The organism is Streptomyces sp. NPDC050528, assembly GCF_044457795.1.
Classification (GTDB): domain Bacteria; phylum Actinomycetota; class Actinomycetes; order Streptomycetales; family Streptomycetaceae; genus Streptomyces.
Genome location: NZ_JBITHH010000016.1, coordinates 81,675 through 102,651 on the forward strand (window position 1 = coordinate 81,675; position 20,977 = coordinate 102,651).

Genomic DNA, 20,977 nt, shown 5'->3' on the forward strand with positions numbered 1-20,977 from the left:
CTCCATGAGAGTCCGGACATCCCGCCGCACGCACGCGGTCATGATCACCGCTGCCCTTGCCGGGAGTGTCGTCGTTCCGCTGGCGGGCGCACAGCCGGCCGCGGCCGCCGACTGTCTCACCTCCGTGCCCACCTACGTGTGGCAGCCGAACACCACCGGCAACATCGCAGCACCGCGCGTCCTGCACAAATACATGGACTGGGGACCCCGGAGCGGCACCGCGGACACGCTCGTCGACACCCTCGCCACGGCGAACCTGCCGACGCTCAGCAAGGTGTTCACCGGCGGCGGCGACGGCATCATCTACGAGGCCACCCACGCCGGGCAGGTGAAGTCCTACAAGGACAACACCGCGACCGGCGGGTCGCTGCTGACACCGGTCAAGACGTACAGCCTGAACTGGTCGTCCGCGAAGCGGATCGTCACGAACGGCACGTACATCCTGGTCCTCGCCGCCGACGGCACGCTCGACTTCTACCAGCAGTCCGGCCCGGCCACGGGCAACGGCACGATCACGAAGATCGGCTCGACCACCTCGAGCGTGACCAGTGCGCTGGCGTCCGCGACCGACGTGTGGATGGTGAACTCCGGCCTGTTCTGGCTGAAGGACGGCACGATCACGCAGACGACCCTGCTGCCCTCGGGCTCGTCGCTGAAGCTGTTCGGATCGTTCGAGGTCGCGACCGGTGTGAGCGCCTCCCAGGCGTGGAGTCCCGGCGCCGGGGCCGTCAACACGCAGACCACCACCGACGACCCGGCCACCACCGGGCAGATCGCCAAGTACGCCACCGGACCGTGGACCGAGCTCGACCCCGAGGTCCGCGGCGGCATCGTCGGCGAGATCATGGCGGACGCCGGACCGTGTCTGGCGGAGCCGGACCCGGACCTGCAGCCCTACTTCGCCACCCCGCCGGACGAGAGCGGCGGTGAGGCGGCCGTGGACCCGGCCGAGGAGACCGCCCCGGCCCCGTCGAACACGGTCACCGGCAAGTTCACCCTCGGCAACGGGAAGCCCGCGGGAGGCCTTCCGGTCACCGTGACGGCGAACGACCTCGGCGACGACGCCACCGGCGAGACCCGGATCCCGGTCCTCGGCACCGCGACGACCGCCGCGGACGGAACCTGGTCCCTCACCCTCCCGGACACGCTTCCGGTGGACGTCCAGAAGACCAAGGACGACAACGGCGGCATCCTCAACCTGGAGGCCACCGCCGAGGGCATCACCACCACCACGAGCACCCCGATGCTCGGCGTGGACACCCTCTCCAGCACCACGGCCGAGCACAGCGCGACGGTGTCCGGGCAGGGTGACGACGGACACACCACCCTGCTCGCCCCGAACATCGTGGGCGACGCGACGAAGGACACCTTCTCGACGTCCACGGGCGGCGCCACCCTCGCCGAGAAGATCGAGTCGAACCCCGCTCCGGCCCCGGACACGGTCCCGCTGTGGCAGAGCGACAACAGCACCCTGGCCGCCGACTACAACCCCTACCTGGTCAACGGCACCGACGTCAGTGCCGAAGCGGTACGCGCGCCGGTCACGCCGATGGCTTCCGGCAACTGCTGGGACACCAAGGAACAGATCGGCACGACGACGCCGTACACGGTCGTCGGCGAGGCGCACGCCGGGTGGGACTCGAAGGCGACGTTCGAGTACGAGGACTCGATGTCCAGCAGCATCGACACCGCGATCAAGAGCACCGGCAACTGGACCCTCGGCGCGTCCAAGGAGCTGTCGCACAGCATCGGCGTCTCGGTCGGCTACACCAACAGGGGGCCGCACTTCGCGCGCCAGTACAAGGTGCCGATCCTGTACAAGAAGTGGCAGAAGAAGCACTGGTGCTCCGGCACGGTGCGCTCGGCCTGGCAGAAGATCGAGGCGAGCAAGTACAGCGTTCCGCCCAACGGCGCGGTCGGGAAGATCGGCAACGACGTGTCCGGGAAGGACGGGTCGGAGAACTTCAAGAAGGCCCCGGCGTCCCGTCGCGCCTACCTTCAGCCGGGCGGCAACACGCTTCAGCTCTCCCACGGCCAGAGCGTGAAGTTCGGTGCCGCGGTCAAGGCGTTCAACATCGAACTCGGTGCGAAGACCAGCTATGACAGCAACCACAGGCAGCGGATCACGTCCGGGAACAAGGCCGGCAAGCACTGGATCTGGGGCAGGAATGGATCGATCAGCAGTGGCAAGGCCGGTGTCTTCTACTCCAAGTAGGCGCGGCCTGCTCATCGCCGCGACCGCGCTGCTGATCGTGGCGGCGGCCCTCGCGGCCTGGCTGGTCCCGCAGGACCGGGACTCCGCGAGCACGCGGACCGGTCACGCGCTCGACGGGGGCGTGGCCTCCCAGGCGGAGTTGCAGTACTCCAATCTGCGGGTCGGCAAGGAGTACTGGCTGAGCCTGCCGCAGGCGACGAACATCAGCGGCGAACCGGTGACGGTGCTCAAGGCACAGTTCGTCGGCCTGCCCGACGGACTGGAACTCGTCGGCTACAAGGCCGTCAGCGTCGAGGACACCGACGGGTACGGGGTCGGCGTACTCCCGGTGAAGGGGACGGCCGACGACGTCAGCGGCCTGCCGGACCGGTCGGGCACACCGTTCACGGTGAAGTCCCACCAGCCGGCCGAGGTCTACTACACGGCCCGGATCAAGGCGACCGGACCGGTGACGGGCGACACGTCACGCTGCCGGTTCTGGTACCGGCAAGGATCGGTGCAGTACCGGCAGGACCTCCGGTGCGTCAACCAACTCCGCCTCGCCGGGCGATGACACAAGCGGGGCGCCCCCAGAGCAGGTACGTCTGGGGGCGCCCTGATGTCGCGGCCCATCGACGAAGGACAGCGGGCCCCTGCCCGAACTGCCTCTGCCGTACGAGCACTTGGTACCGCAAGGACACCGAAAAGCCCCTCACCGCCCGGCTCACCCACTGGCTCTCCGCCGGGACGCCAGCCTCCCGGGCGTGACCCACCCCCCTCGTCCCCCGCGATTCATCACGCGGCTCGTCGACGGACACATCTGCGCCTACGACCTGACTTCCGCTGCCCGGGGCGTACTGTCGCCGCTCCTGGCCTGCCGGCCGTCCCCCGTTCCCGCGAGATGGCACGCGGTGCCTCGTCCGTCAGTTCGCTGGGGTGGGCCTCGACGATTTCCTCTGGGGCCGCCTCGCAGAAGCGGGCGAACCGCCGGTGTGAACGTTCCAGGTCTCCATAGCCATCGGCTGTCGTAGCGGGTGGGACGGAGAGCGGCTGAGGGCGCGGCGGGCCAGGCCCGCGGTTCCACCTCGGACGGTTCGGACGGATCCTCGTGCGACGGCGGCAAGGGGTCGGGGCAGCACCGGCGACGCCAAATCGAGCGGGATTCCGGCACGGACACCCCGGCTCGCGATGTCCCGTGCGGCGGCGCCAACACCAAGGTGACCGCGCAGACCGTCAGTCACCCCGTCGACCACACGCTGCTCACGGTCGCCAACACCCGCTCCACGATCTGCGACCTCCACCCCTACGCGGCCGTCAACTTCGGCGAGTCCCGTCCGTGCCGCCGGTGACGAACGCGTCCCAGCCACAGGGTGACCTCCCTCGCGCCCGGGCAAGTCGGGTTACGCCGATGTGGTCTACGGCAACGGCGCCAACGGACCTACGGCGAAATCGCTTTCCGTCTGCGCCGGCGACGACTCGCGTCGGACGTGCAGGACACCCCGACCTGCTGAGCCGTGTTCCCGCACTTCGACCACAGCCGAAAAGCTTCGGGGTGGATTGGGGGTGCATGTTAGGGTTCTATGAGACTTTTCGAAGGTCGACTCACGGGGGAATTACGGTGACGGAAATTCCTGGTGGAGAGAAGCCACCCCGTCTGGCGCTGCATCTCATGATTGCCATCCAATGCAGCGTGGTTTTTATGATCGCTCTGAACCTGCTGGCATCGCATCCACGGCCCTGGCAAATCATCGGTTTCCTGGTCGCTCTACCACTGGTCGGCGCCGTACAGGCCATACATTGCGCTCCCGCGACGCTTTGGATACGCGAGCGCTACGGAAAGTTGACCCTGATATTACAAGCCCTGTTGACCTTTATACCAACGATGCTTTTCGGCCTTAATTGGGTGGGGCTCGCGGGTCTGCTGGCCGGTTCGATCCTGCTGGTCCTCGAACCGCCTCTGTCCATAGGGCTATTCGCCGGCGTGTGTATGACCGCCAGCGGCATCGCGGTCCTCTTCGGGAGCCGAATTTTCGGCGCGTCCTGGCTGGTTGTTTCGATATTGATGATCGGCACGATGATCTACGGCCTCGGCCGTATCGCCGAACTCGTGGCCGAATTGCATCGGGCCCGGGGCACGGCGACCCGGCTGGCCATCGAACAGGAACGGCTGCGGATGGCCCGGGACCTGCACGACCTCCTCGGCTACAGCCTGTCCGTCATCACGCTCAAGAGCGAGCTGACCGTCCGGCTGGTGGGATCGAGCGACGACCGGGCCCGGACCGAACTCCTCGACATCCTGCAGACCTCGCGCCAGGCGCTCTCCGACGTGCGCTCGATGTCCCGCGGTTACCGGAACATGCGGATCGCCGACGAGTCCGCCTCGGTGCGCGGTGTCCTGCTCGCGGCGGGCATCGAGGTGTCGATGGACATGTCCGTACGCGGTCTCCCCGTCGACAAGGAGACGGTTCTGGCCACGGTTCTGCGCGAGGGTGTGACCAACCTGCTGCGGCACAGCCGGGCGAAACGTTGCCGCATCGACCTGCGCGAGGTGGACGGCGGCGTACGCCTCACCGTCTCGAACGACGGGCTCGCCCCGGGCTCCGCGAGCACGAACCGGCCGGGCGGCGGGCTGGACAACCTCACCGAGCGGCTGACCCGCGTGGGCGGCCGGCTGCGCGCGACCGCGGATCCGGACGGCTGGTTCTACCTGGTCGCCGAGTGCCCGACCGCATGCCCGACCGGCCCCCGGCACGGCGCGGGTTCAGGCGATCCAGCCGGCGTCACGGGCGATCCGCACCGCGTCCAGACGGTTGCGGGCACCCAGCTTGGTCACCACAGAACTCAGGTAGTTCCGGACGGTACCGACGGCGAGGTGCAGCTGGGCCGCTATCTCCGGGACCTCAGCACCTTCCGACGCCAGTGACAGGACGTCGGACTCCCGCTCGGTCAGCGGATGGTCGCCGCGCTGCCAGAAGGTGAAGGCGAGCCGGGTGTCGATCACCCGCTGACCGTCCGCCACCTTGCGGATCGCCGCGGCCAGTTCGGACGGCGGGGCGTCCTTGAGCAGATAGCCGTAGACCATCGCCTCCATCGCCCGCCGCACGGTGCCGGGCTGGTCGGTGCCGGTCAGCATCAGGGTCCGGCACTCCGGCAGGTGTTCGTGCAACTGGGTCGCGGCCGCGATGCCGTCCACTCCGGGAAGGCCCACGTCGATCACGGCGACGTCGGGGCGGTGCGCCAGACCGGCGGAGAGGACCTCGCGGCCGTCGGCCACCTGCGCCACGACGCTGAGGTCCTGCTCCATCTCCATCAGCGCCACCAGCGCCCCTCGCACCATCCCCATGTCCTCGGCGAGCAAGACGCGAATCACCCAAGCCTCCCCGTTTTCCGCAGCCCTGATGCTCCGTTTGTCACTCAGTGTCCGTGGCGCGTGCCGAACGGCACAATAGGGCCCGGTGCCGTGCGGGTGCGCGACGCTCCGCCGGGCCGCGTCCCGGGGGTTCCGGGTTCGAGTCGTACTCGACCCGCTGCGGCGAGGGTCGTACCGCAACCGGACCCCGCGACGACCGCGGCAGCCCCTCGGGAGGCCCCTGTGACGACACCGCGTGCGACATCCGACGAACGGCGGGGCCTCGCGGCCCCGGACGACGCGTGGCTGGAGGAGGTGGCGGACGGCGTCTTCGCCTACGTCCAGCCGGACGGCGGCTGGTGCCTGAACAACGCGGGCCTCGTCGTCCACGACGGGAGGGCAGCCCTCGTGGACACCGCGGCTACCGAGACCCGGGCCCGGCGCCTGCGGGAGGCCGTGCGCGGGGTGACGGCGGCGCCTCCCAGCGTCCTGGTCAACACCCACTTCCACGGCGACCACACCTTCGGCAACTTCGTCTTCCCCGAAGCGCTGGTCGTCGGCCACGAACGGACCCGCAGCGAGGCGCTGGCGGCCGGGCTGCACCTCACCGGTCTGTGGCCCGAGGTGCGTTGGGGCGCGCTCGAACTGGCGCCCCCGGCCCTCACGTACCGCGACGGCGTGACCCTGCACGTCGGCGAGGTGCGCGTCGAGGTGCTGCACCCGGGTCCGGCGCACACGACCGACGACTCCGTCGTCTGGCTGCCCGACCAGGGGGTGCTGTTCACCGGAGACATCGTCATGTCGGGTGTCACGCCGTTCTGCGCGATGGGGTCGGTCAGCGGATCGCTCGCCGTCCTCGACCGTTTGCGGTCACTGGGCGCCCGTACCGTGGTGCCGGGCCACGGGCCGGTCGCGGGCCCTGAGTTGTTCGACGTCACCGAGAGCTATCTGCGGTGGGTCCAGGAGACGGCACGGCAGGGCATGGCCGCGGGACTGAGCCCCCTGGAAGCCGCCCGCGCCTGCGACCTGGGCGACTTCGCCGGACTCCGCGACTCCGAGCGGCTACTGCCGAACCTGCGCCGTGCCTACGCGGAGGAGCGGGGCGCGGCTCCGGGAGCGCCGCTGGACATCGGGGCCCTGTTCGCCGAGATGATCGAGTTTCACGGCCGGCTCCCGACCTGCCGCGCCTGAGGGTTCCACACCTCGAACTCCCCCTGGTGGTAGAGCACGGGCGACCGCGGCAGCACCTCGGCCCCCTCCACCCGGCCGATGAGGATCCAGTGGTCGCCCGCCTCCACCGTCTGTACGACGACGCACTCGGCGTACGCCAGCACGGCGTCGACGAGGACGGGGGCGCCGCCCGCTACGGCCGACGGCATCCACCGCAGCCCGGCGAACTTCCGCTCGGAGCGGCCCGCGCAGACCCGGGCCGCCTGCTGCCCGCCGTCGGCCAGCACGTTCACGACGAACGCCCCCGACGTCAGCAGGGCGTCCAGGGTGTGCGACTGCTTGTCCACGCAGACCAGCAGCAGCGGCGGCCGGGCCGATACGGCCGACACGGCGTTGCAGGTCAGTCCGCGGGGTCTGCCGTCCGCGTCGATCGCGGTGACGATCGAGACCATCGTCGGGAACGAGCCGAACAGTTCTTGAAAGCGCGTCACATCCACGGCCATGCCGTCTCACCTCACGTCGGTGGGTCGGAACGTCGACGACCTTTTCGGCCGCTGCTGGAACCCCGCTGGACCGCCCCTGGAGGACGGCTGCGGTCCACCCGCCTTCGACCCGGCGTCTAGGCGGGCGCCGCAGAGTCGGTACCCGGACGGACAGACCGTCCGGGCGCCGACCAGGAGGCATCCGATGACGACCGCTCAGGAAAGGCCGCCGGCCATCTCGCCCCAGCGGCGACTCGTGGCGGAACTGCGCACCATCCAAAACCAGGCACGGCAGGGCCCGAGCGAGAGGGCGACCGAGGCGCAGCACGCCAAGGGCAAGCTGACCGCGCGGGAGCGCATCGACGTGCTGCTGGACGAGGGATCGTTCACGGAGACGGAGCAGCTGCGGCGGCACCGCGCGGTGGGCTTCGGCATGGAGGCCAAGAGGCCCAGCACGGACGGCGTGGTGACCGGCTGGGGAACGGTGCACGGCCGGCCGGTCTTCGTGTACGCGCACGACTTCCGCATGTTCGGCGGCGCCCTCGGCGAGGCGCACGCCGCCAAGATCCACAAGGTGATGGACATGGCCATCGCGGCCGGGGCCCCGCTGGTCTCCCTGAACGACGGCGCGGGTGCCCGTATCCAGGAGGGCGTGGTGGCGCTCGCCGGCTACGGCGGCATCTTCCGCCGCAACACCAGGGCCTCCGGCGTCATCCCGCAGGTCAGCGTCATGCTGGGCCCCTGCGCGGGCGGGGCCGCGTACTCCCCGGCCCTGACGGACTTCGTCTTCATGGTCCGCGACACCGCGCAGATGTTCATCACCGGGCCGGACGTCATCCAGGCGGTGACCGGGGAGCAGGTCGGCCAGAACGCCCTCGGCGGCGCGGACGTGCACGCCGGTACCTCCGGGGTCTGCCACTTCGCCTACGACGACGAGGAGACCTGCCTCGAAGAGGTCCGCTATCTGCTGTCCCTGCTCCCGCAGAACAACCGCGAGCACCCGCCGGTGACCGCGTCGGCCGACCCCGCCGACCGGCGGTGCGAGGCGCTGCTCGACCTGGTGCCGGCGGACGGGAACCGGCCGTACGACGTGACCCGGGTGATCGAGGAGATCGTCGACGACGGCGAGTACCTGGAGGTCCACGAGCTCTGGGCCCGCAACATCGTCTGCGCGCTGGCCCGGCTGGACGGGCGGGTCGTCGGCATCGTCGCCAACCAGCCGCAGGTGCTGGCGGGCGTGCTCGACATCGAGGCGTCCGAGAAGGCGGCGCGGTTCGTGCAGATGTGCGACGCGTTCAATGTCCCGCTGGTCACCCTGCTGGACGTGCCCGGGTTCCTGCCGGGCGTGGACCAGGAGCACGACGGGATCATCCGGCACGGCGCGAAGCTGTTGTACGCGTACTGCAACGCCACCGTGCCGCGGATCTCCCTGGTGCTGCGCAAGGCCTACGGCGGTGCCTACATCGTGATGGACAGTCAGTCCACCGGGGCCGACCTGACCTACGCCTGGCCGACGAACGAGATCGCGGTGATGGGCGCGGAGGGCGCGGCCAACGTCATCTTCCGCCGGGAGATCGCCGCGGCCGGTGATCCGGACGCCGTACGGGCCCGGTTGGTCAAGGAGTACAAGGCCGAGCTGATGCATCCCTACTACGCCGCCGAGCGGGGTCTGGTCGACGACGTCATCGACCCGGCCGACACCCGCGAGGTGCTCACCCGGTCCCTGGCGATGCTGCACACCAAGCACGTCGACCTGCCGGTCCGCAAGCACGGCAACCCGCCCGTCTGAGCCTGACGCAGTGTCAGAAAGCCGTGGTGAGCGGCGGTTTGTGAGGAACTCACGTGCCGGGTGAGGTGTTCACGGCGGAGTCGTGACGTGCGCACTGGGCCCCGCGCGGCACTGAGTGACAAGCTCGGCTACGACCGAACACGACATGAGAACCTGACGCGAATGGGGGCACTCTCGGTGAACATCGAGGTGTTGGGACAGTTCTCGGTCCGCGAACGCGGCCTGTCGATCGTGCCGAGCGCCGGAAAGCCCCGGCAGATCCTGTCCCTGCTGACGCTGCGTGCCGGGCACTTCGTGCCGGTGCCCACGCTGATGGAGGAGGTCTGGGGGAACGACATCCCGCGCAGCGCGCTGACCACCCTCCAGACGTACATCCTCCAGCTGCGCCGCAAGATCACGCGGACGCTGCCGCCCGGCTCGGACCTGTCCGCCAAGGACGTACTGGTCACCTCGCTCGGCGGGTACAAGCTGGCCGCGCCCCTGGAGACCTTCGACCTGCGGGAGTTCGAGCGGCTGGCCGCTCGCGGCGGAGCGGCCCTGGAGGCGGGGGACGCGCGCGCCGCGTCCATCGGCCTGGGCCGGGCACTGGCCTGCTGGAAGGGTCCGGCGCTCGCCGACGTTCCGGTGGGCCGGGTGCTGGAGATGGAACTCCTCGGCATCGAGGAGAGCCGGACCCAGGTACTGGAACGGCGGATCGAGGCCGACCTGTGCCTGGGCCGCCACGCCCCGCTCCTCGGCGAGCTGCGGACCCTGGTGGCCCGCCACCCCATGAACGAGAACCTGTGCGCCCTGCTGATGATCGCCCTGTACCGCTCGGGCAGCGGCTGGCGAGCCCTCTACGCCTTCCGCCGCCTACGCGAAACCCTGACCGAGGAACTGGGCGTGGAACCGTCCGCCCGACTCCAACGCCTCCACCAGGCCGTACTCAACGGCGACCCCACACTGGAGACACCGGACTGGGAACGGACGGGGCGGCTTGCGGGCTGAGCGTTGAGCGGTCGGGGCGCTGGGCTGCCGGGCCGTTGAGGCGCTGGGGCGCCGGGCAGTTGGAACACTGGGGCGCCGGACTGCCGAGCCGTCAGGTTGCCGGGCCGCCGGTTGTTGGAGCACCGGGCCGTCGGGTTGCCGGGCCGTCAGGTTGCCGAGCTGCTGGTGCGCCGAGTTGCCGGGTATCGGGTCTCGCGCTGCCAGACCATCGGGCCGTTGAGCTGTGGAAGCACCGGGCCGTCAGGCTGCCGGGCCGGCCAGCAGCCGGGTCGCCCGGGTGTGCTCGTCTGCCGGGGCGCAGCGCCGCTCGGGCGTTGATTGCCGAGGCCCCTTGCCGCTGGGGCACCGATCGTAAACAGGGGACGGGGGCGGGAGTTCGTGTTCCTTGGACTCCCGCCCCCGTTTCTTCCTTGGGCCCCGCCCCGTCCCCTCCCGCCCTCAGAACATCTGGTCGTGGGTGACCAGCCTCGACCTGGTCAAGATGCCCTCCTCGGTGGGGACCAGGACGTCGTGTACGACGCAGCTCGGGGCTATCTCCGGCTTGGTGTCCGGGCGGACCGTGACCACCAGGGCGTAGACCGTGGAGCGGATCGTGCCGTCGGGCTGTTGCTCCAAGGCGATGTGGTTGAACCAGTGGCGGCGCTGGACCGGGTCGTTCTCGAACCGGCGGTGGAACTCGACCAGTTCGGCGACGATGGCCGGCCGGGTGACCGCGGGCGTGGCACCCGGTGAGTGCTGGAAACTGCCGTCCTCCGTGAAGGTCGCGGCGTAGTCCGCGAAGCGGCCGGCGTCCAGCGCCTGCATCTGGTGCGCGTAGAAGTGCTGGACCTGCGAGTACAGGTCGGTACGGACCGGGGTGACGGTCATCGGCTCCTCCAGGGCTCCGGTGCGAACGGCTGCTGCCGCGCCCACCGTGTCCGGCCCGCCTAGAGGGCAGCTCGAAGGATGGTGAAGGGCGGTGATGGACGGTACGGCGCCCAGCGGATCCGCGGTTGCACACCGGCCGCCCGGCTCCATCCGCCTTCCACCCCGCCTCTAGTCCCGCCGGTCAGTCTCGGTCCGCAGGACGCGCAGGCCCCGCAGGGGGCGGGCCGTCGTCGAGGACGTGCAGGGAGGCAGCATGACGGAGGCAGTGCGGCCGGTGGCATTGGTGACCGGCGCCACCAGCGGGATCGGCCTGGAGATCACCACCCGGCTGGCGAGCCGCGGCGCGAGCGTCTTCATCTGTGCCCGCCGCTCCGAGGAACTGACCGCCGTGGTCAAGGAGTTGCGGGACAAGGGCCTGGAGGTCGACGGAACCGTCTGCGACGTGGCCGACCCCGAGCAGATCCGGGGATTCGTCCGCGCCGCGGTCGAACGGTACGGCCCGGTCGACATCCTCGTGAACAACGCGGGCCGCAGCGGCGGCGGCGCCACCGCCGAGATCCCCGACGAACTGTGGCTCGACGTGATCAACACCAACCTCAACAGCGTCTTCCTCATGACCAAGGAAGTGCTCAACGCCGGCGGCATGCTGGCCCGCGAGCGCGGCCGGATCATCAACATCGCCTCCACCGGCGGCAAGCAGGGAGTCGTCCACGCCGCGCCCTACTCGGCGTCCAAGCACGGAGTCGTCGGCTTCTCCAAGGCCCTCGGCCTGGAACTGGCCCGCACCGGCATCACGGTCAACGCGGTCTGCCCCGGCTTCGTCGAGACGCCGATGGCAGCTCGGGTCCGCGAGCACTACGCGGCGATCTGGGGCGTGGACGAGCAGGAGGCGCACGACCGCATCACCACGCGCGTGCCGCTCGGCCGGTACGTGGAGCCCCGCGAGGTGGCCGCCATGGTCGAGTACCTGGTCGGCGACGACGCGGCCGCCGTGACGGCCCAGGCGCTCAACGTCTGCGGCGGACTGGGGAATTACTGATGACGGTCGCACCGGTAGCAGCAGCCGCAGGGGCCACACCGGTAGCAGCGGCCGCACGCGTCGCTCTCGTCACCGGCTCCTCCTCCGGCATCGGCGAGGCCGTCGCCCTGCGCCTCGCCGCCGAGGGGATCCGCGTCGTCGTGAACTCCGCGCGTTCGGTGGAGGCCGGCGAGAAGGTCGCCGCCGCCCTGCCCGACGCGATCTACGTACAGGCCGACGTCTCGGACGAAGCCCAGGCCCGCCGGCTCGTCGACTCCGCCGTCGCGCACTACGGACGGCTCGACATCCTGGTGAACAACGCCGGCGTCTCCCGTCCCGTACCGCACGCCGACCTGGCGGCGGCCACGCCCGAGCTCTGGCGGGAGATCCTCGGCCTCAACGTCATCGGCACCTGGCAGACGACAGTCGCCGCGATGCCGCACCTGGCCCGGACGGGCAGTGGATCGGTGGTCAACATCTCCTCGATCGCCGGCAGCCGCCCGGCGGGCAGTTCGATCCCGTACGCCGTCAGCAAGGCGGCGATCGAGCACATGACCCGGCTGCTGGCGAACGCCGTCGGGCCCGAGGTCCGCGTCAACGCGGTCGCTCCCGGCCTGGTCGAGACGCCGTGGACGCAGGGCAAGGACTTCTTCGTGCCGATCGCGCAGAAGGTGCGGGAGAGCACGCCGCTGCGCCGGGTGGGCTGGCCCGAGGACGTCGCCGAGGCCGTACTGGGCCTGGCCGACGCCGCGTACACGACCGGACAGGTGCTGCTCGTGGACGGCGGCGCGCACCTCATCTGACGGGGCGTGCGCTCAAGGACGAGCGAAGAGTTCCGCCAAATCCTGGATCCTCAGAGGGAGTTGACGATGCGGCTTGCCGCGAATCTGGTCTACCAGGGCGCCGGCGAACTCGCCCGCGCAGCCGAGACCCTGGACTACGGGCTCGTGCTGGCCCCGGAGGGCTACCGGTCCGACGCGGCCAGCGTGCTGGGCCTGGTGGCGGGCCGGACCGAGCGGATCGGCCTGGCCTCCGCCGTCATGCAGATACCGGCGCGCCCGCCGGGCCTCGCCGCGCTCACCGCGGCCACGCTGGACGCGCTGAGCGGCGGCCGGTTCCGGCTGGGCCTCGGGGTGTCCAACCCCGATGTCTCGGACGGCTGGTACGGAGTGCCGTTCGACCGCCCGCTGGAGCGGACCAGGGAGTACGTCGACATCGTCCGCCAGGCGCTCGGCGGCGCCCCCGTGACCTACCAGGGCCGGCACTTCCAGCTGCCGGCCGACGGCCGTGACGGGGCGCCGCTGCACGTGCTGACCGAACTGCCCCGGTCCCGGATCCCGGTCTACCTGGCGGCCGTAGGACCCCGCAGTCTGCGGCTCGCGGGCGAGATCGCGGACGGCTGGCTGGGGGTGTTCACTCCGCCCGAGGCGGCGGCCAAGGCCGTCACCGAGATCCGGGCGGGCCGGGAGGCGGCCGGGCGGGACATGACCGGCTTCGAGATCCTGCCGAGCCTGCCCGCGTCGGTCGCGGACGACGTGCCCACGGCGGTGGACGCGTTGCGCGGCCAGTACGTCTATCTGCTGGGCATCGGCGACCCGGCGCACAACTTCTACTGCGCCCTCGCCCGCGAGATGGGCTACGCCGACGAGATCGAGGTCTTCCACCAGCGGCTGGCCGACGGCGACCGGTCCGGTGCGGCGGCCGCGCTGCCCCTGGACTTCATCGACAACACCTCGCTCGCCGGCCCGGTACCCCGCCTCGCCGACCGGATGCAGGCGTACGCCGAGGCCGGCGTGACCACCCTGGGCGTCATGGTGTCCGCGGCGGCGACGTCCCTGGACGGACGACTGCGGATCCTGCGCGCGGCGGCGGAGGCGCTGGAGGCGTCGGGCGTCGGCGACTGACCCGACGTCATGGCGCGCACGAGCGGACAGCGCCCGGGCGGAGCGCGGGAGACAGGAGGCACGGTGACGTACACACGACACAGCGGTACGGGCGTTACGACGGACGCCCAGGACGAGTTGGTCTTCGTCGACGAGTTCCGGCCTGCGACACCGGACCGGGAACCCGCCGGGCCGGCCGCCGGCGACGGAAACGCCCAGATCACCCCCGGGGAACTCGTCGTAGCACCGCCGGACCGCGATCCAGCAACCGACCGACCCCGGTTCACAGCCCCCACCGCCCCGGACGCCAGCGACCGGGAACCCGCCGGGCCGGCCGCCGGCGACGGGATCGCCCACGTCACCCCGGAGGAACTCGTCGTAGCGCCACCGGGCCGCGATCCGACGACCGACCGACCCCGGTTCACGGCCACCGCCTCCCCGGACGCCGGGGACCAGGAACCCGCCGGGCTGCCGTCGGGGTGGCTCGTCCGTCCTGCGGCCGGGCTGGCCGCTGGGGACGGGACCGCCCGCGTGACCCCGGAGGGTCTCGTCGTGGCGCCGCCGGGTCGTGATCCGGCGACCGGGCGGCCCCGGTTCGCGGCCCCCGTGTCCTCGGAGGCCGCGGGCCACCTGCGCTGGGTCGCCTTCGCCGGCACCGCCACCCCACCGGGCTTCGCCCTGCGCGACGGGTCGGTGCTCACCGCTCGCATGGAACTCGCGGCCGAGATATACGGCCCGGCCGGGCCGGTGAGCGGTACCGGCGTCGCCGAGACCCGGGCAGGGATGGGCGGGATGCTCTGCGTGGACTTCGGCTCCGGCCTGGTTCTCGACTTCCTGCTCACCAACGACCGGGTCTGGGCGCTGTACGAGCGGCTCGGCCGGCCCGGCACCGGCCACGGCACCTTCACGTACGAGATCCCGGTCGCCGAGCGTTCGCCGGACCGCCGTCATCGGTGCGCGGTACGGGTAGACCGGGCGCGCGGCACAGCGGTGTGGTCGCTGGACGGCGAGGAGGTCCTCGCGGTGCCGAACCTGGGCCACCGCCTCCCGTCCCGCTCCGCCCACTCCGCCCACCTCACCCGGTCGACCGACGGTCCCGAGGAAAGCGTCCGGCCCGACCGACTCGCCCTGGGTATCGGCCTGTTCAGCGAGATCCCGGAGTCCTCCGGCGTACGCGTGACGGTGCGCCGGACCTCCGTGTCGCGCTCCGCCCCCACCCGCTGACACCGCTGACACCACGGAACCCGCCCTCCTCCCGTATCACCGGTGAGGAGGGCGGGTTCCGTGTGTCGTACCGCTGCTCAGATCTCCCGTACCGCTGCTCAAGTCTCCCGCTGTGCCGCCAGCACCGCCTGCGCGTAGGCCGTCGCCGCCGGTTCGAAGCGCAGCACCAGGTGGCTCACCGCGGCGCTGACGTCGCGCCAGCCGCGTTCGAACGGGCTTCCCTCGACCTGTGCGGACGTGCCCGCGGCCCTGAACAGCTGGTCCGCCGCGGCCAGCAGCAGTTCCGCGGCGAGCGCGCAGTCCCGGCCGCCGCGCGCGGTCACCAGCGGGTCGAGCGGGCCCGCGTCGGCCGCGCGGGCGGTGCGGTCCAGGAGCAGCTCGGCCCCGTCCACCTCCCCCGCGGCGCGGGCCAGCACCCCGTGCCGGAGCGCGTTCTCCGCGAGGCGGGGATCGCCGCCGCCGGTCGCCGTGATCCTGGGTGCGGCCCAGCGGGTCCACTCGGCGAGCAGCGCCCTGGTGGCGCCCAGCACCGGCGCCGCGAAGGACAGGCCGTTCACCGCTTTCAACGGCACCCGGGTACAGGTGGCGGGCCCGTCGGGGCACTCGCCCCCCAGCACGGCCGCGCGGGTGCACACCCGGTGGTCCGGGACGTACACGTCGTCCACGGAGAGGGTGTTGCTGCCGGTGCCGCGCATCCCGACGGTGAACCAGCTGTCCCGGATCGTGTACGCCTCGCGCGGCAGCGCGAAGTAGCGCGGTACTTCGGCACCGTTCTCCTCGGCACCGTTCCCCTTGGCACCGTTCCCCTCGGTCCGGGCGCACACCAGGGCCCAGTCGGAGAAGTCGACGCCGCTGACGTACGACCAAGTGCCGGTCAGCCGCCAGCCGCCGGCCGCCCGCTCCGCCCGGCCGAGCGGCATCAGCGCGCCGACCAGCAGCGTGTCCGGGCCGTCGGACCAGATCTCGCCCTGTCCCTCGCGGGGCAGATGCGCGGCCATGCGCGGTACGGTCGCGGCCAGCGCGGCGACCCAGGCGGCGGACGTACATCCTTCGCCGACGCGGGCGACCGCGCTCAGCAGGTCGGCGAAGGTGCCCTCGGTACCGCCCCAGCGGGCCGGGACGAAGTGCCGTCCGAACCCCGCGTCCGTGACCGCGCCGACCACGTCGGGGTGGAGCCGCCGCTCCCTGTCCGCGTCGGCGGCGTGCTTGCCGGCCAACGACGCGAGGTCACGGGCGCGCTCGGCGAGAGCGGGCGAAGCCGTCGGGGCGGTCAGGGCCGTCGGGGCGATCGGGGTCGCCGGAGCCGTCGAGGCGGTCGAGGCGGTCGGCGTCATGGCTGCCCGGGTCTGTCCGTCGTCGTCGGACATCAGGCACCGTCCCCGCTGGCCGGCAGCGGCCGCCGCGCCGAGGCCGCGGCGGCGATCACGAGGCCGCCGAGCAGGCTGACGTTCTTGAAGAACTCGTTGCGTTGCATACGCCGTCGCGCCGGGTCCGCCTGGCGCCAGAAGGCGTGCACGGTCAGCGTCGTCGGCACCAGGCAGGCGATCAGCGTGCCGCCGCCGAGCACCGGCGCGATGCCGCTGCCCAGGGCCAGTCCGCCGACGACCATGCCGGTGGCGGTCGCCCGGGTGGCGGCCTCGGGCAGCGGAACGCCGTGCTGCCGGGCCAGTTCGGGCAGCGGGCCCGGTTCGCGGAGCACGCCGTAGCCGCCGGCGACGAAGCTCGCCGCCAGCAGTGGCCGGGCCAGTCGGCTGATGAGCTGGGGTCCTTCAGGCATGGGCCGCCTTCTCCTTAGCGTTCAGCGATTCGTCTCTCGGGGGCTCGGGTCACGGGTCACGGGCTCTGTCGCCGGCGCGCCAATCCCTCGGCAAGGCCCTCGGCAAGGCTTCCGGCGTGGTCTCGAAGAGCGCTCGAAGACGGCTCGCACTCCGTACCGGCGCTCATCTCAAGTCGGATTCGAGCGGTGGCGGTGACGCTGGCCGCGCGGCGCACCGGCGTTCCGCGGCGCAGCACTCTGGCTATCCGAGGAGACCGCGATGACGGCAGACGACAAACGATGGATCCTGGTCCTGGGCGCGACCGGCCGCCAGGGCGGCAGCGCCGCCCGGCATCTGCTGGACCGGGGCTGGCCGGTGCACGTGTTGGTGCGCGACCCCGACAAGCCCGCCGCCCGTGAACTGGCCGCAAAGGGCGCCGTGTTGGTGCCCGGCGAGTTCGACGACCGCGAGGCGGTGCGGTCGGCGCTGGCCGGTGCCCACGGTCTGTTCACGGTGTTCACCCCGACCCACGGCAACGGCCTGGACGGTGAGGAACGGCATGCCCGGCTGTTCGCCGAGGAGGCCGGGCGGGCCGGTGTCCGCCACCTCGTGCACAGTTCCGTGGGCGGCGTGGAGAAGCCGGGCGGTGTGGGCTGGCGGGAGACCAAGCTCCGCGCCGAGCAGGCGATCGGCACGGCGGGCGTACCCACCACCTTCCTGCGCCCGGTCTACTTCATGGAGAACTTCCTGGACCTGCCGCCCGAGCCGGACGCGGACGGCACGCTGGTGTTCCGCCGCGCCCTGTATCCGCACACCAAGCTGCAGGTGCTCGCCTCCCAGGACATGGGCCACTTCGTCGCCGACGCGTTCGACGACCCGGAGTCCTTCGTGGGGCGCAGCCTGGAGGTCGCCGGTGAGGCGCTGACCGGACCGGAGATCGCGGACGCCTTCGCGGCGCACACCGGCCGCCCGGCGCGCTACGAGTTCATCCCGCTGGAGGAGCTGGCCAAGAAGGACATCTGGATGGCGAAGACGTTCGAGTGGTTCAACGACATCGGCTACAAGGCCGACATCCCCGCGCTGCGCGCCGCCCACCCGGACCTGCTGACCTTCGCCGACCTCCTGCGCCGCAGCGGCTGGACGCCGTCGAGCAGCTGAGGGGGCGGGACATGGAAACGATCGGTTCCGTGGAGACGGCGGCGCAGTCGCGCCGCCCCGCCCTGCCGACCCTCACCGGAATGCGGTTCGTCGCCTCCGGGATGGTCTTCTTCTCGCACGCCTTCTTCGTCCTGCTGCCCGCGAGCTGGATCTCGGGCACCGGCCCGGGCTTCTGGTGGAGCGCCGCCGGCTCGACGGGGGTGTCGTTCTTCTTCGTGCTCAGCGGCTTCGTCCTGACCTGGTCGGCGCGGCCGGGCACCGCGGCCCGTGCCTTCTGGCGGCGCCGGCTGTGCAAGATCTACCCCACCCATCTGGTGACCGCGCTGGCGGCGGTCGTGCTGATGCTGGGCTTCGGCGACGCGTTCACCGCCGGGCAGCTGGTGCCCAACCTGCTGCTCGTGCAGTCCTGGATCCCGAGGTACGACGTCCTCACCGGCATCAACCAGGTGAGCTGGTCGCTCTGCAGCGAGCTGGTGTTCTACGCCGCGTTCCCGTTCCTGCTGCCGCTGGTGAACCGGCTCTCCGCCCGGGCGCTGTGGTGGGGTGCGGCGGGCACGGTCCTCGCCGTGTGGTGTCTGCCGGTCGTGTCCTCCCTCTTCCTCGACGACGGCCCGCATCTGTCGCCGCGGATGGACTACTCGGTCACGCAGCTGTGGTTCGTGTACTTCTTCCCGCTGGCGCGGGCCTTCGAGTTCCTGCTCGGGATGTTCGTGGCCCGGCTGGTGGTCCTCGGCCGCTGGCTGCCGGTCGGGCTCGGACCGGCCGCGGTGCTCTTCCTCGCCGGTTACGCCGGCGCGCTGTACGCCCCCGGCCAGTACGGCACGGTCGCCCTGACCGTCATCCCGCTGGCCCTGCTCATCCCGGCCGGCGCGGTCGCCGACCTGAGCGGGCGCTACTCGCCACTGCGCGGACGGGTGGCGGTCTGGCTGGGCGAGGTGTCCTTCGCCCTGTACATGGTCCATCAGCTGGTGCTCGCCTACGGCAGCCGGGCGATCGGGTTCGGCATGGGACTGTCCGGCTGGCAGGCGGCGGGCCTCAGCCTGCTGTTCCTCGCCGCCTGTCTGCCGATCGCCTGGCTGCTGCACTCACTGATCGAGATGCCGGTGATGCGCCACTGGTCCCGCCCGCGCGAGCCCGCGACCGTGCCGGGGCCGCGGGAGCGGGGGACGATGCCGCAGCCCGAGCGGACCACGGCACCCTCGTCGGACACCGCGTGAGCGGGACGGCACGGCCGACGACCCGCTCAGGCCGTACCGACACCGTCCACAACGGGCCACCCGCGGTCCTTCGCTGACACCGAGCCCTGCTGACGACGGCGCTCCACGGCCGCCATCAACAAGGCCGACAGCACGGCCTGAGCGGGATGGCACGGCAGACAGCCCGCTCAGGCCGTACCGACACCGTCCACAACGGGCCACCCGCTGTCCTCGGCTGACACCGCGCCCCGCTGACGACGGCGCTCCACCGCCGCCAACAACAAGGCCAGCAGCACCACCTGAGCGGGACACCGCGACCGACGACCCCGCTCAGGCCGTACCAACACCATCCACGGCGGCGGGCCGCCCGCTGTCCTCCGCTGACACCGTGCCCTGTTGGCGGCGGCGCTCCACGGCCGCCATCAGCAGGGTCGGCAGCACGGCCAGGACGGCGGTGCCGAGGACCCACCAGAACGTGGTGCCGAACGCCGCCGCCTGGTCGGACGGTCCGGTGCCGCCGGCCAGCTGCCGCTGGAGCACCACGACGAACACGGCCGTACCCATGGACCCGCCGACCCGCTGGGCCATGTTGAGCTGCGGTGTCGCGTCGCTGATCTGGCCGGGGTCGAGGGTCTGGAAGGCGGCCGTCATGGCCGGCATCACGGACAGGCCGATGCCCAGGCCCCGGACCACCATGGCCAGGCCGAGCAGCCAGTACGAGGTGTCGGCCCCGATGAGCACGAACGGCACGCTGGCGACCACGCTGACCGCCGCCCCGATCACACAGGTGAGGCTGCCGATCTTCTCGAACAGCCGGCTCGACAGGCCCATGGCGACGGCGGCGCCGATGCCCTGCGGGGCGAGCAGCAGGCCGGTCGTCGAGGCGTCCTCGTGCCGGACCACCTGGTAGTAGAGCGGCATGAGGATCATGCCGCCGTAGGTGGCCGCGCCGAAGACGAAGGTCACGAACGAGGCCGAACCGAACAGCCGGTCGCGGTAGAGCCGTACGTCGAGCAGCGGATGCCGTACCCGCAGGGCGCGCAGCACGAACCCGGCGGTCAGCGCCAGGCCCGCCAGGAACGAGCCGAGCACCTGGATCGAGCCGAGCCCGTGGTCGCTGCCCGCCTCGGACAGTCCGAAGGTGATGCCGACCATGCCCAGCGAGACGAGGATCAGCCCGGTCATGTCCAGCGGCCCGGGGTCGTCCCCCCGCCGGTCGGCGGGCAGCAGGCGCAGCGCGAGGGTCAGGCCGGCCAGGCCCAGCGGCAGGTTGATCAGGAAGATCCACTGCCAGCCGGCGTGATCGACCAGCAGACCGCCGACGGTGGGGCCGAAGACCGGGGTCAGCACCATCGGGATGCCGACCGCGCCCATCACCCGGGCCAGCCCCTGCTGCCCGGCCGCGGTGACCAGGATGATCTGCCCGGCCGGGATCATCATGCCGCCGCCGATGCCCTGGACGGTGCGGGCGGCGATGAGGGCCCAGGCGCTGTCGACCAGTCCGCAGGCCACCGAGGCGAGGGTGAACAGCAGCAGCGACGCCACGTACAGGCGCCGTGGGCCGACCTTCCGCGCGGCCCATCCCGTCATGGGGAGGACCGCCGCCTGGGCGAGGAGATAGGCGGTGACCACCCACTGGATGGTCTGGAGGGAGCTGTGCAGCGCCGACGACAGCGAGTCGAGGGCGACGTTGACGATGGTCGCGTCCAGGAAGGCCAGGACGGCGCCGACGAGCACGACGATCACGGCTCGCCGCGCCTCGGGCGTCAGTCCCGGCTTTTCCGTCGCGCGGTCCGGTTCTTTGCTGGGGGAAGCAGTCACACCAGCAGTCTCAACCGGACGTTCTCCTCTGTCAAACGGCTGGTTGATTAAGGCTGAGAGTTGGCTGATTCAGTCAGGTACA

The 20,977-nt window shown here is 71.4% G+C and carries 18 protein-coding genes and 1 pseudogene; 13 read left to right on the forward strand and 6 right to left on the reverse strand.

Going from position 1 to position 20,977, the window contains the following annotated elements; genetic code table 11:
* Nucleotides 1-40: 40 nt before the first annotated feature.
* The 4 genes and pseudogenes from ACIBK4_RS42010 to ACIBK4_RS42025 form a co-directional block, all read left to right on the forward strand.
* Nucleotides 41-2,215, forward strand: coding sequence for a hypothetical protein (locus ACIBK4_RS42010; RefSeq protein WP_399003957.1), 2,175 nt, complete (start codon nt 41-43; stop codon nt 2,213-2,215).
* Nucleotides 2,184-2,768, forward strand: coding sequence for a hypothetical protein (locus tag ACIBK4_RS42015; RefSeq protein ID WP_399003959.1), 585 nt, complete (start codon nt 2,184-2,186; stop codon nt 2,766-2,768). The genes ACIBK4_RS42010 and ACIBK4_RS42015 overlap by 32 nt, the downstream gene beginning before the upstream one ends.
* A 460-nt stretch (nt 2,769-3,228) precedes the next feature.
* The gene (locus ACIBK4_RS42020) at nt 3,229-3,543 is read left to right on the forward strand and encodes a hypothetical protein (protein WP_399003961.1); all 315 of its coding nucleotides are present in this window, start codon (nt 3,229-3,231) and stop codon (nt 3,541-3,543) included.
* Nucleotides 3,544-4,367: 824 nt separating this feature from the next.
* Nucleotides 4,368-4,535 (forward strand): annotated as a pseudogene (locus ACIBK4_RS42025) (histidine kinase); the annotation flags it as partial.
* 420 nt (nt 4,536-4,955) lie between these two features.
* Here ACIBK4_RS42025 and ACIBK4_RS42030 read toward each other — a convergent pair.
* Nucleotides 4,956-5,564, reverse strand: a complete 609-nt coding sequence (locus ACIBK4_RS42030; protein ID WP_399003963.1) for a DNA-binding response regulator — start codon at nt 5,562-5,564, stop codon at nt 4,956-4,958.
* Between the two features lie 222 nt (nt 5,565-5,786).
* Here ACIBK4_RS42030 and ACIBK4_RS42035 point away from each other — a divergent pair, with 222 nt between their 5' ends.
* Entirely contained in the window at nt 5,787-6,734 is a 948-nt protein-coding gene (locus ACIBK4_RS42035; protein ID WP_399003965.1) for an MBL fold metallo-hydrolase, read from the forward strand.
* On the opposite strand, the gene ACIBK4_RS42040 is transcribed toward ACIBK4_RS42035, so the two are convergent.
* Complete coding sequence (locus ACIBK4_RS42040; protein ID WP_399003967.1) at nt 6,704-7,216, reverse strand: flavin reductase family protein; 513 nt, start codon at nt 7,214-7,216, stop codon at nt 6,704-6,706. The genes ACIBK4_RS42035 and ACIBK4_RS42040 overlap by 31 nt on opposite strands.
* A gap of 184 nt (nt 7,217-7,400) precedes the next feature.
* Here ACIBK4_RS42040 and ACIBK4_RS42045 point away from each other — a divergent pair, with 184 nt between their 5' ends.
* Nucleotides 7,401-8,984 carry an acyl-CoA carboxylase subunit beta gene (locus ACIBK4_RS42045; protein WP_399003969.1) on the forward strand — a complete coding sequence of 528 codons (1,584 nt, stop codon included), beginning with the start codon at nt 7,401-7,403 and terminating at the stop codon, nt 8,982-8,984.
* A gap of 177 nt (nt 8,985-9,161) precedes the next feature.
* Nucleotides 9,162-9,971 (forward strand): BTAD domain-containing putative transcriptional regulator, encoded by an 810-nt coding sequence (locus tag ACIBK4_RS42050; protein ID WP_399004244.1) that lies wholly within the window; start codon nt 9,162-9,164, stop codon nt 9,969-9,971.
* A gap of 438 nt (nt 9,972-10,409) precedes the next feature.
* Here ACIBK4_RS42050 and ACIBK4_RS42055 read toward each other — a convergent pair whose 3' ends face one another.
* Entirely contained in the window at nt 10,410-10,838 is a 429-nt protein-coding gene (locus ACIBK4_RS42055) for a nuclear transport factor 2 family protein (protein ID WP_399003971.1), read from the reverse strand.
* A 253-nt stretch (nt 10,839-11,091) separates the two neighbouring features.
* Between ACIBK4_RS42055 and ACIBK4_RS42060 the strand changes: the two genes are divergently transcribed.
* The 4 genes from ACIBK4_RS42060 to ACIBK4_RS42075 all read left to right on the forward strand — a co-directional run bounded on the left by ACIBK4_RS42060 (nt 11,092) and on the right by ACIBK4_RS42075 (nt 14,963).
* On the forward strand, nt 11,092-11,877 hold the full coding sequence (locus tag ACIBK4_RS42060; protein ID WP_399003972.1) for a 3-oxoacyl-ACP reductase: 786 nt from the start codon (nt 11,092-11,094) through the stop codon (nt 11,875-11,877).
* On the forward strand, nt 11,877-12,659 hold the full coding sequence (locus ACIBK4_RS42065; RefSeq protein ID WP_399003974.1) for an SDR family NAD(P)-dependent oxidoreductase: 783 nt from the start codon (nt 11,877-11,879) through the stop codon (nt 12,657-12,659). Before ACIBK4_RS42060 ends, ACIBK4_RS42065 begins: the two co-directional genes overlap by 1 nt.
* Before the next feature lie 66 nt (nt 12,660-12,725).
* Nucleotides 12,726-13,760, forward strand: a complete 1,035-nt coding sequence (locus ACIBK4_RS42070; protein ID WP_399003976.1) for an LLM class flavin-dependent oxidoreductase — start codon at nt 12,726-12,728, stop codon at nt 13,758-13,760.
* 63 nt (nt 13,761-13,823) lie between these two features.
* Complete coding sequence (locus ACIBK4_RS42075) at nt 13,824-14,963, forward strand: DUF6081 family protein (protein ID WP_399003978.1); 1,140 nt, start codon at nt 13,824-13,826, stop codon at nt 14,961-14,963.
* 98 nt (nt 14,964-15,061) lie between these two features.
* Here ACIBK4_RS42075 and ACIBK4_RS42080 read toward each other — a convergent pair whose 3' ends face one another.
* Nucleotides 15,062-16,330, reverse strand: a complete 1,269-nt coding sequence (locus tag ACIBK4_RS42080; protein WP_399003980.1) for a hydrolase — start codon at nt 16,328-16,330, stop codon at nt 15,062-15,064.
* Nucleotides 16,330-16,740 (reverse strand): DoxX family protein, encoded by a 411-nt coding sequence (locus tag ACIBK4_RS42085; protein WP_399003982.1) that lies wholly within the window; start codon nt 16,738-16,740, stop codon nt 16,330-16,332. Before ACIBK4_RS42085 ends, ACIBK4_RS42080 begins: the two co-directional genes overlap by 1 nt.
* Before the next feature lie 259 nt (nt 16,741-16,999).
* Here ACIBK4_RS42085 and ACIBK4_RS42090 point away from each other — a divergent pair, with 259 nt between their 5' ends.
* Together ACIBK4_RS42090 and ACIBK4_RS42095 are read left to right on the forward strand one after the other, a co-directional pair.
* Nucleotides 17,000-17,878 (forward strand): NmrA/HSCARG family protein, encoded by an 879-nt coding sequence (locus tag ACIBK4_RS42090; protein ID WP_399003984.1) that lies wholly within the window; start codon nt 17,000-17,002, stop codon nt 17,876-17,878.
* An 11-nt stretch (nt 17,879-17,889) separates the two neighbouring features.
* Entirely contained in the window at nt 17,890-19,095 is a 1,206-nt protein-coding gene (locus ACIBK4_RS42095; protein WP_399003986.1) for an acyltransferase family protein, read from the forward strand.
* Nucleotides 19,096-19,404: 309 nt separating this feature from the next.
* Here the strand turns inward: ACIBK4_RS42095 and ACIBK4_RS42100 are convergent, their stop codons facing one another.
* On the reverse strand, nt 19,405-20,895 hold the full coding sequence (locus ACIBK4_RS42100) for a DHA2 family efflux MFS transporter permease subunit (RefSeq protein ID WP_399003988.1): 1,491 nt from the start codon (nt 20,893-20,895) through the stop codon (nt 19,405-19,407).
* Nucleotides 20,896-20,977 lie beyond the last annotated feature (82 nt).